At 61.0% G+C, this 12,842-nt stretch carries 16 protein-coding genes; 14 read left to right on the top strand and 2 right to left on the bottom strand.

The window, feature by feature from the left end; translation table 11 throughout:
- Positions 1-7: 7 nt before the first annotated feature.
- The 5 genes from motD to AB4O01_RS28540 all read left to right on the top strand — a co-directional run bounded on the left by motD (position 8) and on the right by AB4O01_RS28540 (position 3,661).
- Positions 8-898: a flagellar motor protein MotD gene (gene motD, locus AB4O01_RS28520; RefSeq protein WP_093439795.1), complete on the top strand. Its 891-nt coding sequence runs from the start codon at positions 8-10 to the stop codon at positions 896-898.
- A gap of 43 nt (positions 899-941) precedes the next feature.
- A complete protein-coding gene (locus tag AB4O01_RS28525) occupies positions 942-1,730 on the top strand; it encodes a ParA family protein (RefSeq protein ID WP_008077691.1) in 789 nt (262 codons plus the stop codon).
- Between the two features lie 2 nt (positions 1,731-1,732).
- On the top strand, positions 1,733-2,692 hold the full coding sequence (locus AB4O01_RS28530; RefSeq protein WP_093439800.1) for a CheW domain-containing protein: 960 nt from the start codon (positions 1,733-1,735) through the stop codon (positions 2,690-2,692).
- Positions 2,693-2,782: 90 nt separating this feature from the next.
- Entirely contained in the window at positions 2,783-3,268 is a 486-nt protein-coding gene (locus AB4O01_RS28535) for a chemotaxis protein CheW (RefSeq protein WP_003222936.1), read from the top strand.
- Positions 3,269-3,661, top strand: coding sequence for a DUF2802 domain-containing protein (locus tag AB4O01_RS28540; protein WP_093439804.1), 393 nt, complete (start codon positions 3,269-3,271; stop codon positions 3,659-3,661).
- Positions 3,662-3,773: 112 nt separating this feature from the next.
- Here AB4O01_RS28540 and AB4O01_RS28545 read toward each other — a convergent pair whose 3' ends face one another.
- Positions 3,774-4,103, bottom strand: a complete 330-nt coding sequence (locus AB4O01_RS28545; RefSeq protein ID WP_016987484.1) for an EscU/YscU/HrcU family type III secretion system export apparatus switch protein — start codon at positions 4,101-4,103, stop codon at positions 3,774-3,776.
- Positions 4,100-5,674 carry a flagellar hook-length control protein FliK gene (gene fliK / locus AB4O01_RS28550; RefSeq protein WP_460090196.1) on the bottom strand — a complete coding sequence of 525 codons (1,575 nt, stop codon included), beginning with the start codon at positions 5,672-5,674 and terminating at the stop codon, positions 4,100-4,102. The genes AB4O01_RS28545 and fliK overlap by 4 nt, the downstream gene beginning before the upstream one ends.
- 197 nt (positions 5,675-5,871) lie before the next feature.
- Here fliK and ccmA point away from each other — a divergent pair, with 197 nt between their 5' ends.
- The 9 genes from ccmA to ccmI all read left to right on the top strand — a co-directional run bounded on the left by ccmA (position 5,872) and on the right by ccmI (position 12,822).
- Positions 5,872-6,507 (top strand): cytochrome c biogenesis heme-transporting ATPase CcmA, encoded by a 636-nt coding sequence (gene ccmA, locus AB4O01_RS28555; protein ID WP_095050200.1) that lies wholly within the window; start codon positions 5,872-5,874, stop codon positions 6,505-6,507.
- The gene (ccmB, locus tag AB4O01_RS28560; RefSeq protein WP_007919970.1) at positions 6,504-7,172 is read left to right on the top strand and encodes a heme exporter protein CcmB; all 669 of its coding nucleotides are present in this window, start codon (positions 6,504-6,506) and stop codon (positions 7,170-7,172) included. The genes ccmA and ccmB overlap by 4 nt, the downstream gene beginning before the upstream one ends.
- A 78-nt stretch (positions 7,173-7,250) precedes the next feature.
- Entirely contained in the window at positions 7,251-8,006 is a 756-nt protein-coding gene (locus tag AB4O01_RS28565) for a heme ABC transporter permease (RefSeq protein ID WP_016987487.1), read from the top strand.
- Positions 8,003-8,179 (top strand): heme exporter protein CcmD, encoded by a 177-nt coding sequence (gene ccmD, locus AB4O01_RS28570; RefSeq protein WP_093439819.1) that lies wholly within the window; start codon positions 8,003-8,005, stop codon positions 8,177-8,179. Before AB4O01_RS28565 ends, ccmD begins: the two co-directional genes overlap by 4 nt.
- Positions 8,176-8,631 carry a cytochrome c maturation protein CcmE gene (gene ccmE, locus AB4O01_RS28575; protein ID WP_053118425.1) on the top strand — a complete coding sequence of 152 codons (456 nt, stop codon included), beginning with the start codon at positions 8,176-8,178 and terminating at the stop codon, positions 8,629-8,631. Before ccmD ends, ccmE begins: the two co-directional genes overlap by 4 nt.
- A gap of 3 nt (positions 8,632-8,634) precedes the next feature.
- Positions 8,635-10,623: a heme lyase CcmF/NrfE family subunit gene (locus AB4O01_RS28580; RefSeq protein WP_460090197.1), complete on the top strand. Its 1,989-nt coding sequence runs from the start codon at positions 8,635-8,637 to the stop codon at positions 10,621-10,623.
- On the top strand, positions 10,620-11,156 hold the full coding sequence (locus AB4O01_RS28585; protein WP_166222385.1) for a DsbE family thiol:disulfide interchange protein: 537 nt from the start codon (positions 10,620-10,622) through the stop codon (positions 11,154-11,156). The genes AB4O01_RS28580 and AB4O01_RS28585 overlap by 4 nt, the downstream gene beginning before the upstream one ends.
- Positions 11,153-11,623 carry a cytochrome c-type biogenesis protein gene (locus AB4O01_RS28590; RefSeq protein WP_093439835.1) on the top strand — a complete coding sequence of 157 codons (471 nt, stop codon included), beginning with the start codon at positions 11,153-11,155 and terminating at the stop codon, positions 11,621-11,623. The genes AB4O01_RS28585 and AB4O01_RS28590 overlap by 4 nt, the downstream gene beginning before the upstream one ends.
- Positions 11,620-12,822 (top strand): c-type cytochrome biogenesis protein CcmI, encoded by a 1,203-nt coding sequence (gene ccmI, locus AB4O01_RS28595; RefSeq protein ID WP_186625197.1) that lies wholly within the window; start codon positions 11,620-11,622, stop codon positions 12,820-12,822. Before AB4O01_RS28590 ends, ccmI begins: the two co-directional genes overlap by 4 nt.
- Positions 12,823-12,842: the final 20 nt, after the last annotated feature.

Raw genomic sequence — 12,842 nt, forward strand, 5'->3', positions numbered from 1 at the left:
TAACCTCATGGCACGTCGTCGCCACCAGGAAGAGCATGTAAACCACGAACGCTGGCTGGTTTCCTACGCTGACTTCATCACGCTGCTGTTTGCGTTCTTCGTGGTCATGTACTCGATTTCGTCGATCAACGAAGGCAAGTACAAAGTCATTTCCGAAGCGCTGATCGGCGTCTTCACCGACTCCGACCGCTCGCTCAAACCGATCCCGATTGGCGATGAACGACCGAAGACCGTGACCCCGGCCAAGCCGCTGGTCAAGGACGCTGAGCAGGTTGACGCCGGTATTGCCGGTGCCAGCGATCCGCTGAAAAGCATCGCCGATGACATCAGCGCCGCGTTCGGCGATTTGATCAGCTCGAATCAGATGACCGTGCGCGGCAACGAGTTGTGGGTCGAGATCGAACTCAACTCCAGCCTGTTGTTCGGCAGCGGCGACGCCATGCCGAGTGACATCGCCTTCAACATCATCGACAAGGTTGCAGCGATTCTGAAACCGTTCGATAACCCGATCCATGTCGAGGGTTTCACTGACGATCAACCGATCCGCACCGCGCAGTACCCGACCAACTGGGAGCTGTCCTCGGCGCGTTCGGCGAGCATCGTGCGCATGCTGGCAATGCAGGGTGTCAACCCTGGTCGCCTGGCATCAGTGGGTTACGGTGAGTTCCAGCCGGTGGCCAACAACGCCACCGCTGAAGGCCGCGCGAAGAACCGTCGCGTCGTGCTGGTGGTGTCGCGAAACCTCGATGTACGCCGCAGCCTGACCGGCACTGGAACCGCCCATGCGCAACCGGATGCTGCGTTGAAGCGTGCTGGCACACAAACTGCACCTACCCCGGTCAAGACGCCGGGACGCGAGAGTGCCGTCAATTCTCCGTCACCCGCATTAACACGCTGAGCTATGTCTCGGTCGAGCATATCGGCCGGGAGGAACGAACCGAATGAGAGTCTGGGCAGTCGCCAATCAAAAGGGTGGTGTCGGTAAAACCACATCTTCCATCGCTTTAGCCGGATTGCTGGCGGAGGCGGGCAAGCGCGTGGTTGTGGTCGATCTCGACCCGCACGGCTCGATGACCAGCTATTTCGGCTATGACCCCGACAGCCTGGAACACAGCAATTACGACCTGTTTCTGCACAAGGGCAGCGTGCCGCAAGGCCTGCCGGGGCAGTTGCTGTTGTCGACCAGCGACGAACGCATTTCCCTGCTGCCATCGAGCACTGCACTCGCCACCCTGGAGCGTCAGTCGCCAGGGCAGAGTGGTCTCGGTCTGGTGATCGCCAAGAGTCTGGCGCAGCTGTGGCAGGATTTTGATTACGCGGTGATCGACAGCCCGCCGTTGCTCGGCGTGCTGATGGTCAACGCCCTCGCGGCGAGCCAGCAACTGGTGATTCCGGTGCAGACCGAACATCTGGCCGTCAAAGGTCTGGAGCGCATGGTCAACACCTTGGCGATGATCAACCGCTCGCGCAAACAGGCGCTGCCGTTCAGCATCGTGCCGACCCTGTTCGACCGCCGTACCCAGGCCTCGATGCATACCTTGCGCGTGCTGCGCGACAAATTCCCCGACGAGATCTGGCAGGGTTACATTCCGGTCGATACCCGTCTGCGCGACGCCAGCCGGGCCGGTGTCACGCCTTCGCAATTCGACGGCAAGAGCCGTGGCGTGCTGGCGTATCGGGCACTGCTCAAGCATCTGTTGGCGCAACAACTTGTTCCGCAGGTGGCGTGAGCATGAATCGCCCGGTCAAACTCACATCGCGTCCGCAATTGGCGTTGCAGTCTTATCTGGATAATTTGCTGCTGGAAATTCCTGAGGAGCTGCCGCCGGTCATTGAGGCGCAGCCTGAAGTCGTCGAAAGCACCGAAACGCTGGACGAATTCCAGGCCGCAGTGCTGGAAGAGCAGGCGCGTGACGCACAGAAAGCGACCAGGCCTGCTGCGCCGGTTGTCGCGCCTGCCGCCGCACCGGTCGCCAAGGCACCGGTTGCATTGATTGAAGAAGCCGAGCCGGTTCGCGCACCGGTCTCGACACTGGCACCGCTGCTGCAAACCCAATTGCTGAAAACCGCGCCGGAACCGGCAGTGGTCGAACCGGCCCCAGCTCCGGTTGCACCCGCGCCCGTCGAACAGACGCTGGTCCCGCCGCTGGTGGAGGTACATCTGCCGCCGAGCAATACGCCGCCACCGGTGGAAACCGATGGTCGCCCGGCCTGGGCCTCGGAAGCGTTCGAATGCCTGCTGTTCGACGTTGCCGGCCTGACGCTGGCCGTGCCGCTGGTGTGCCTCGGCTCGATCTACTCGCTGGCCGGCCACGAGCTGACGCCGCTGTTCGGTCAGCCGGAATGGTTCCTCGGGATTTTGCCGAGCCAGGCCGGCAACCTGAAAGTGTTGGACACCGCGCGCTGGGTCATGCCGGATCGCTACCGCGATGACTTCCGTCAGGGCCTGCAGTACGTGATTTCGGTACAAGGTTACGAGTGGGGGCTGGCGGTGCATCAGGTCAGCCGCTCGTTGCGTCTGGACCCGAATGAAATCAAATGGAGAAGTCACCGGGGTCAGCGGCCATGGCTCGCCGGCACCGTGATTGAGCACATGTGTGCATTGCTTGACGTTTCCGCACTGGCCGAGTTGATCGCCAGCGGTGGGGCAAAGCACCTCGGCGGCCACAAGCCGCTACATAAACCGACATAGCAGCCGACATAACAATCAGGCGACGGCATTGTTGAATGCCGCCACACAGAACACACACCGCTCAGAGCGGTTTTTTCGAGGGGTCAGGGTATGAGTAGTCAGGCGACGAATGCAAAAGGTTCTGAAGATCCGATCCTGCAATGGGTGACCTTCAAACTGGACAACGAGACTTACGGCATCAACGTGATGCGCGTTCAGGAAGTGCTGCGCTACACCGAGATCGCTCCGGTGCCGGGCGCGCCAAGCTACGTGCTGGGTATCATCAACCTGCGCGGTAACGTGGTCACCGTGATCGACACCCGTCAGCGCTTCGGCCTGAACAGCGGCGAGATCAGCGACAACACCCGTATCGTCATCATCGAAGCCGACAAGCAAGTCGTCGGTATCATGGTCGACAGCGTGGCCGAAGTGGTTTATCTGCGTCAGTCGGAAATCGAGACGGCGCCGAACGTTGGCAACGAAGAGTCGGCCAAGTTCATCCAGGGCGTGTGCAACAAGAACAACGAGTTGCTGATCCTGGTCGAGCTGGACAAGATGATGAGCGAAGAAGAATGGTCGGAACTGGAGAGCATCTGATTGATTCTCGAGGTTGCGGTCATTGTCCTGTTCCTCTTCTGGGCTGGCACACTGGCAATGTTTGTGTCGTACATCAAGGCGCAGCGGGTGATCGCTGCGCAACAGGCTCAGGGCGATGCGTTGCGTGACCAGCGCATCAAAGACTTGGCCAAGCGTGTCGACGACTACCAGAACGGCAACGTGCGCATGGGCGACGCCCTGCACGAGTTGCGCGCGGTGGTGAATCCGTTGCCGGACAAGATTGTCGCGCTTGAACAACGCGACCCGTCGAGCCTGTCATTCGCCCAAGCGGCGAAACTGGTGGGCATGGGCGCAAGCGTCGATGAACTGACTCAGTCCTGCGGGTTGACACAGGCTGAGGCGGAGTTGATGCGCAAACTTCACAAAAACTGATTTTTGCGCTCAAGCTGATGGCCTATTCGCGAGCAAGCTCGCTCCCACATTAGATCGGTGTACGCCGAACCAATGTGGGAGCGAGCTTGCTCGCGAAGGCGTCTTCGAAGTCTCAGTAATCATCCCCGCGATCGGTGACGTCTTTCTCGACCATCGGCGCATTCGGGTCCTGCCCCTCGGGGAATTTGCCCTTCAGATTCCACGCAAACGCGATGATCTCGGCGATGGTGCGGTACAACTCTTCGGGAATGCTGTCGCCCAGCTCCATTCGCGCCAACAACCGCACCAGTTCAGCGTTCTCGTAAATCGGCACTTCACAGTCGCGAGCAATGCGCAGGATTTCTTCGGCCAGTTCGTCATCACCTTTGGCGGTGAGGGTTGGCGCGTGGTTGCCGTCGTATTTGAGGGCGATGGCCTGGCGTGGGGCAGTGGAATCGTTCATGCGGTTTCGTCGACCCAGCGATGTTCAAGACGGGTTTGGTTGCCTTGCGGCGGGGTGCCATGGTGGCAGTCGATGTCGCCGACGTTGAGCCCGCGATCGAGCAGGCGCTGGCGCAGGGCAAACAGGTTGTTTTCGATGAGTTCGGCGGTGTACGGCCGTTCGGCCCACAGTTGGCTGGACAGGCTGCCGGCGATCAACTGCGCCTGAATTTGCATCGGCCCGAGCGGTTCCATGTCGAACGCCAGATCGACGCGCCACAGTTGTTGCTTGGGCTCGCGCTCATCGCGACGCTCGTTCGCTTGCGGTTCTCGCTCCGGTGCTTCTTCACGCTGAAACTTGACCTGCAACGGCACGATGTCCTGCAGATTGCGCATGGGAATTTCCAGCTGCCAGGTGCTGAGCAGGCGCCCATCGTCGGTGACGCCGGTCTGCTCCAGGCTCGACAGTTGATGGCTTTGCAGGCGTGAAACAGCGGCAGCAGCGAGGCGCAACAATTGTTCCAGATCGCCTTCGCCGTCCAGACTTTGCAGCAGGCGGTCGGGCAGCGGGAAGCTGCTCGGTACAGGTTTGGCGCTGACCTGACCGAGCATGCCGAGCGCATTACGCACGAAACTCGGCAGCGCTTGCGCCAGGGTGTTGGCGGCGATGATTGCGTTGAAACTGGTGCTGCTCGGCAACCCCGGGGTCAGTTGTGCGATCAGCTTGAGCAGATCGGCTTTCATGTCCGGTGCCAGCGTCGGGTTCTGCCCGGTCAGCAGTTTGCCTTCGAGGAACACGCCGCTGTTGGCCAGGGCAAGGGCCACGCCTTTGGCGGTGCTCAGTTGTTGCACGTCCGGGAGGCTGGCAAGGAGCTTGTCGACCAACGCGCGTAGATCCGCAGAGGTTTGGTCGGTGGCGGGTGGCAGGTTTTGCAGCGCGTTCAACAACCCGCTCAGCGACGCCTGACGACTTTGCTGGCCGAGCAGTTGCTGACTCACGGCCAGTTGTTCCTGACGGCTGCTCATTGGCAGGAATTTCAGGGATTGTGCGTCTTCGACCAACGCCGACAGCAAAGTGCCGATGCGCAGCGGCTGCGGGCTGTCGATGGTCAGTGTGCTGCCGCTCTGCGCGGTGTTGAGCAAACTGACCAAGGAGCGGAACACCGCTGCCTGCCCCGGCGTCTGCGGCAGCGCCTGCGAGGTCAGCACCTTGCCTTGCAGCAGGGTGCCGACCGGCAATTGTGCGGTGTCGATGCGGGTGAGGGCGGCGACGCTGCTGGCAATGGCTTGTTGCACAGTAATCGCCAGATTGCCCGCCGAGGGCTGAGTGATCGCCAGACTGGTGCCTTGGGGTAGCGGCAGATTGCTGGTCGCTTGCACGGTGGTCTGACGTCCGCCGTCGACGGTCACCTTGAGCAATAGCTGAAAAGTCTGATCCGCCTGCTTGAGCGATAACACCTCGGCCTTGGCGCTTTGCCCGGCGCCGATCAGGCCTTCGACCGGGGTCAGCAGCTTGAGCAGCTCACCGACCTGCGGGCGAACGGTCGCCGGGGTGGTGGGCGGGAGCGGGAGGATGTTTATTTCGCCTGTCATACGCGGACACAACCTGAGGAAAATGCACTCTTGAGAGTAAGGCACGACATGTATAATGCCGCCCGTCTTGCGCTTCGAATAAAAAACATAGCAATTGTTTGACCCAGCTCTCTAGATCGAGCCGTCAATGCATCTATGCTGCATCTCTTTAACGGCCGCGCCAGAGCCGACTTGAACCGTATAAGGCCCGCGATCCCTTGACCAGTCCTGTCCTGCAAACCGTTGCCCTCGCGTGTGAACGTGATCTGCGGCTGCTCTTCGAAAATCTCGAATTGAGACTCGCCAGTGGCGATATGGTGCAGATCAGCGGTCCCAACGGCAGCGGCAAGACCAGCCTGTTGCGTCTGCTTTCAGGGCTGATGCAGCCGACCGCCGGGCACGTCCTGCTCAATGGCCAGCCGCTGACCGAACAACGCAGCGAACTCGCACGCAATCTGCTGTGGATCGGCCACGCCGCCGGGATCAAGGATTTGCTGACCCCTGAAGAAAACCTCTCCTGGCTCTGCGCCCTGCATCATCCCGCCGAACGCGAGGCCATCTGGCAAGCCTTGGCAGCCGTAGGATTGCGCGGTTTCGAAGATGTTCCCTGCCACAGTCTGTCCGCCGGTCAGCAACGCCGCGTGGCGTTGGCTCGTTTGTATCTGGACAGCCCGCCGCTGTGGATTCTCGATGAGCCGTTTACCGCACTGGACAAGCAGGGCGTGGCGCAGCTCGAAGAGCATCTGGCCGGGCACTGCGAACGCGGTGGTCTGGTGGTGTTGACCACGCACCATACGCTGAGCCGGATGCCGGCCGGTTATCGCGATATCGATCTGGGGAACTGGGCAGTATGAGTGTGTTCGGCCTGCTGGTTGCCCGTGAATCCCGACTGCTGTTTCGCCGCCCGGCGGAGCTGGCCAATCCGCTGATTTTCTTCGCCATCGTCATCGCGTTGTTCCCGCTGGCCGTCGGCCCGGAAACTCAAGTGTTGCAAAACCTGTCCCCCGGGTTAGTCTGGGTGGCGGCGCTGTTGTCGGTCCTGCTCTCGCTGGACGGGCTGTTCCGCAGTGATTTCGAAGACGGATCCCTGGAACAGTGGGTCCTTTCGTCGCACCCGCTGCCACTTCTGGTCTTGGCCAAGGTGCTGGCACACTGGCTCTTCTCCGGTCTGGCGCTGGTTCTGCTCTCACCGCTGCTGGCGTTGATGCTCGGTTTGCCTGCCGCCTGTCTGCCGGTTTTGCTGCTTTCGTTGTTGCTGGGAACACCAGTGCTGAGCTTGCTCGGCGCGGTGGGCGCGGCACTGACGGTCGGTTTGAAGCGTGGCGGCCTGTTGCTGGCGCTGCTGATTCTGCCGTTGTACATCCCGGTGTTGATCCTTGGCAGTGGCGCCTTGCAGGCCGCCTTGCAAGGCATGCCGGCGACCGGGTATCTGCTGTGGCTGGGTAGCCTGACCGCCCTGGCGATCACCCTGACACCGTTTGCAATAGCTGCTGGCCTGAAGATCAGCGTCGGCGAATAATGAGGTCTGGTTAAAATTTAACCAGCAAAGACCCTGAGACTGCTCACACCGATGAGCGGCACCCGTGATGGAAACAGTATGAACTGGACCTGGTTTCACAAGCTCGGCTCGCCCAAGTGGTTCTACGGCATCAGCAGCAAGTTCTTGCCATGGCTGAGCATTGCAGCGTTGCTGTTGATTGGCGTCGGCGTCGTTTGGGGCCTGGCTTTCGCGCCGCCGGATTATCAGCAAGGCAACAGCTTTCGCATCATCTATATCCACGTACCTGCGGCGATGCTCGCTCAGTCGATCTACGTGATGCTGGCGGTGTGCGGCGTGGTCGGGCTGGTGTGGAAGATGAAACTGGCCGACGTCGCCCTGCAATGCGCCGCACCGATCGGCGCGTGGATGACCGCCGTGGCGCTGGTCACCGGGGCGATCTGGGGCAAACCGACCTGGGGTTCGTGGTGGGTCTGGGACGCGCGCCTGACCTCGATGCTGATTCTGCTGTTCCTGTATTTCGGCGTGATCGCGCTGGGCAATGCCATCAGCAACCGCGACAGCGCCGCCAAGGCCTGCGCGGTGCTGGCCATCGTCGGCGTGATCAACATCCCGATCATCAAATACTCGGTGGAGTGGTGGAACACCCTGCACCAGGGCGCGACCTTCACCCTCACCGAAAAACCTGCGATGCCGGCAGAGATGTGGCTGCCGCTGTTGCTGACCGTGCTGGGTTTCTATTGCTTCTTCGGCGCCGTGCTGTTGCTGCGCATGCGCCTCGAAGTGCTCAAGCGTGAGGCCCGCGCCAGTTGGGTGAAAGAAGAAGTGCAGCACAGTCTGGAGGCCGCTCGATGAGTTTTGCTTCATTCGGCGACTTCCTCGCCATGGGCCATCATGGCCTGTATGTCTGGTCGGCCTACGGCATCTGTCTGGCGGTGCTGATCCTCAACGTGGTGGTGCCGATTGCGGCCCGCAAGCGCTATCTGCAACAAGAGGCGCGTCGTCTGCGCCGGGAGAACGGCAAGTGAATCCGCTGCGCAAGAAACGTCTGATCATCATTCTGGCCATTCTGGTCGGGGTCGGCGCTGCCGTCGGCCTGGCGCTCAGCGCCCTGCAGCAGAACATCAATCTGTTCTACACGCCGACCCAGATTGCCAACGGCGAAGCACCGCAAGACACGCGCATCCGCGCTGGCGGCATGGTCGAGAAGGGTTCGCTGCAACGCTCGCCGGATTCGCTCGACGTCAAATTCGTCGTCACCGACTTCAACAAATCCGTGACCATCACCTATCGCGGCATCCTCCCGGATCTGTTCCGCGAAGGGCAGGGCATCGTCGCCCTCGGCAAGATCAACGCCGACGGCGTGGTGGTGGCCGATGAAGTGCTGGCCAAGCACGACGAGAAGTACATGCCGCCGGAAGTGACCAAAGCCTTGAAAGACAGTGGTCAATCGGCACCAACGCCTGCGAAGGAGGGTTGATCGATGACGTCGACGATTTTTATTCCTGAGCTCGGCCATCTGGCGATGATTCTGGCCCTGTGTTTTGCCCTGGTGCAGGCCGTGGTGCCATTGGTCGGTGCCTGGCGTGGCGACCGTTTCTGGATGAGTCTGGCCCAGCCTGCCGCGTGGGGGCAGTTTGCGTTTTTGCTGTTCGCGTTCGGCATTCTGACCTACGCGTTCATGACCGATGACTTCTCCGTCGCGTATGTGGCGAACAACTCCAATACCGCGTTGCCGTGGTATTACAAATTCAGCGCGGTGTGGGGCGCCCACGAAGGTTCGTTGCTGCTGTGGGCACTGATTCTCGGTGGCTGGACCTTTGCCGTGTCGGTGTTCTCGCGGCAGTTGCCGCAAGTCATGCTCGCTCGTGTACTGGCGGTGATGGGCATGATCAGCACCGGTTTCCTGCTGTTTCTGATCCTGACGTCCAACCCGTTCAAACGCATCCTGCCGCAAATGCCCAGCAATGGCGCCGACTTGAATCCGTTGTTGCAAGACATCGGCCTGATCGTGCATCCGCCGATGTTGTACATGGGTTATGTCGGCTTTTCGGTGGCGTTCGCTTTTGCCATCGCGGCATTGATGGGCGGTCGCCTTGATGCGGCGTGGGCACGCTGGTCGCGTCCATGGACCATCGTCGCCTGGGCCTTCCTCGGCATCGGCATTACCCTCGGTTCGTGGTGGGCCTATTACGAACTCGGCTGGGGCGGTTGGTGGTTCTGGGACCCGGTGGAGAACGCCTCGTTCATGCCTTGGCTGGTCGGCACCGCGCTGATTCACTCGCTGGCGGTCACGGAAAAACGTGGCGTGTTCAAGAGCTGGACGGTGTTGCTGGCGATTGCCGCGTTCTCGCTGAGCCTGCTTGGCACGTTCCTCGTGCGTTCCGGCGTGCTGACCTCGGTGCATGCGTTTGCCTCTGACCCGGAGCGCGGCGTGTTCATCCTGATCTTCCTGCTGTTTGTGGTCGGCGGCTCGCTGACGCTGTTCGCCCTGCGCGCACCAGTGGTGAAGAGTCAGGTCGGGTTCAACCTGTGGTCGCGGGAAACCCTGCTGCTGGGCAACAACCTGGTGCTGGTCGTCGCCGCGTCGATGATCCTGCTCGGCACGCTGTACCCGCTGATTCTCGATGCCTTGAGCGGCGCCAAGATGTCGGTTGGCCCGCCGTACTTCAACGCGCTGTTCATCCCGTTGATGGGATTGCTGATGGTGGTGATGGCGATCGGCGTGATCGTGCGCTGGAAAGACACGCCGGTGAAATGGCTGGCCGGCATGCTGACCCCGGTATTGCTCGGCAGCGTCGCGCTGGCCGTGGTGGCTGGTGTCGCTTACGGCGATTTCAACTGGGCAGTGATCGCGACCTTCCTGCTCGCTGCGTGGGTGTTGCTCGCCGGTGCGCGTGACATCGTCGACAAGACTCGCCACAAAGGTTTGATCAAAGGTCTGCCGACGCTGACTCGCAGCTATTGGGGCATGCAGATCGCGCACCTGGGCATCGCCGTGTGCGCGCTGGGCGTGGTGTTGTCGAGCCAGAACAGTGCCGAGCGCGATCTGCGTCTGGCGCCGGGCGAGTCGATGGACTTGGCCGGTTATCACTTCATCTTTGAAGGCGCCAAGCACTTCGAAGGGCCGAACTTCACCTCTGACAAAGGCACCATTCGGGTGATCCGCGACGGCAAGGAAGTCAGCGTGCTGCACCCGGAAAAACGCCTGTATACCGTGCAGAGTTCGATGATGACCGAAGCCGGGATCGACGCTGGTTTCACTCGCGACCTCTACGTTGCCCTCGGCGAGCCGCTGGACAATGGCGCATGGGCGGTGCGCGTGCACGTCAAACCGTTTGTGCGCTGGATCTGGTTCGGCGGTTTGCTCACAGGTTTGGGTGGTTTGCTGGCGGCGCTGGATCGACGTTATCGGGTCAAGGTGAAAGCCAAGGTGCGTGAAGCATTGGGCATGACGGGAGCGGCTGCATGAGACGTTGGTTGATGCTGGTGCCACTGGCGATTTTCCTGCTGGTGGCGGTATTTCTTTATCGCGGTCTGTACCTTGATCCGGCGGAGCTGCCGTCGGCGATGATCAACAAGCCGTTCCCGGAGTTTTCGTTGCCGGCGGTGCAGGGCGACAAGACCCTGACCAAGGCTGACATTCTCGGCAAACCGGCGCTGGTCAATGTCTGGGGCACCTGGTGCATTTCCTGCCGGGTCGAACATCCGGTGCTGAACAAACTCGCCGAGCGCGGTGTGGTGATCTACGGCATCAACTACAAGGACACCAACGCTGATGCCTTGAAGTGGCTGGCCGAATTCCACAATCCGTACGTGCTGGATATCCGTGACGACGAAGGCTCGCTAGGCCTCAATCTGGGTGTCTACGGTGCACCGGAAACCTTCTTCATCGACGCCAAGGGCATCATCCGCGACAAATATGTCGGCGTGATCGACGAGCAGGTCTGGCGCGAAAAACTCGCCGCCAAGTATCAGGCGCTGGTCGATGAGGCCAAGCCATGAAGCGCTTTCTGGCTGCCGTGGTTTTGGGCTTGAGTCTGGCCGGCGTCGCCCATGCTGCGATCGATACGTACGAGTTCGCCAAAGAAGCTGATCGTGAGCGTTTCCGTGAACTGACCAAGGAACTGCGCTGCCCCAAGTGCCAGAACCAGGACATCGCCGACTCCAACGCGCCGATTGCCGCGGACTTGCGCAAAGAGATTTTCCGCATGCTCGGCGAGGGCAAGGACAACCAGCAGATCATCGATTTCATGGTCGATCGCTACGGTGATTTCGTCCGCTACAAACCGGCATTGAATGCCAAGACCGCACTGCTGTGGTTCGGCCCGGCCGGTCTGCTGCTCGGTGGTTTCGTGGTGATCGCGGTCATCGTCCGCCGTCGTCGCGGACAACGCGCCGACACCCCGCAATCGCTGTCCTCCGAAGAGCGTCAGCGCCTCGATCAACTGTTGGATAAAAACCAAGAATGATTGATTTCTGGCTTGCCGCAGGGCTGTTGCTTCTGGTCGCCCTGAGTTTTCTGCTGATCCCGGTGCTGCGTGAGCGTCGCGCCCAGCGTGAAGAGGATCGTACTGCCCTGAACGTCGCGCTGTATCAGGAGCGCGTCGCCGAATTGCAGTCGCAACAGGCTGAAGGTGTACTCGACGCGGCACAAATGGACAGCGGCCGTGCCGAGGCGGCGCGTGAGTTGCTGGCGGATACCGAAGGCGTTGCCGCACCGCGTGTGTCGAAGCTGGGTAAACCGTTGCCGTTGTTGGCGGCTGTATTGGTGCCGGTGTTGGGCCTGGGTCTGTATCTGCATTTCGGCGCTGCCGACAAAGTCGAACTGACCCGCGAATTCGCCCAGGCGCCGCAGTCGATGGAAGAGATGACCCAGCGTCTGGAACGTGCCGTCGCGGCGCAGCCGGACTCCGCTGAAGGCCTGTATTTCCTCGGTCGTACCTACATGGCGCAAGAGCGTCCGGCGGACGCGGCAAAGATGTTTGAACGTGCCGCCAACCTTGCCGGTCGTCAGCCGGAACTGCTCGGCCAGTGGGCGCAGGCGCAGTATTTTGCGGATGGCAAGAAATGGTCGGCGAAGATTCAGGCGCTGACCGACGAAGCGCTGAAGGCTGATCCGAAAGAAGTCACCAGCCTTGGTCTGCTCGGTATCGCCGCTTTCGAAGGCGAGCGTTATCAGGAAGCCATCGACTACTGGACCCGCTTGCTGGCGCAATTGCCGCCGGAAGACAATTCCCGCGCGGCGCTGCAAGGCGGGATCAAACGTGCCGCCGAACGTCTGGAAGCCAGCGGTGGCAAGGTTGCTCAGGCACCGCAAGCCGCGAAAGCTGCGCTGTTGAAAGTCAGCGTCGATCTTTCCAGCGAACTCCGAAGCAAAGTGCAACCGGGCGACAGTGTGTTCATCTTTGCCCGCGCGACTTCCGGCCCGCCGGCACCACTGGCCGCCAAGCGTCTAACCGTGGCCGATCTACCGGTGACCGTCGAACTGGGCGATGCCGACGCAATGATGCCGCAGTTGAAACTGTCGAACTTCCCTGAAGTCCAACTGGTTGCGCGCATCTCCCGCGCCGGCCAACCGACTGCCGGCGAGTGGGTCGGTCGCAGCGGGCCTCTGGCCAGCAGCACCACTGCGCTACAAAAACTGACCATCGACAGCCCGGACCAATAGCCGGACACAACAGGAAAGCA

It is taken from the genome of Pseudomonas sp. S2_E02 (assembly GCF_054668355.1).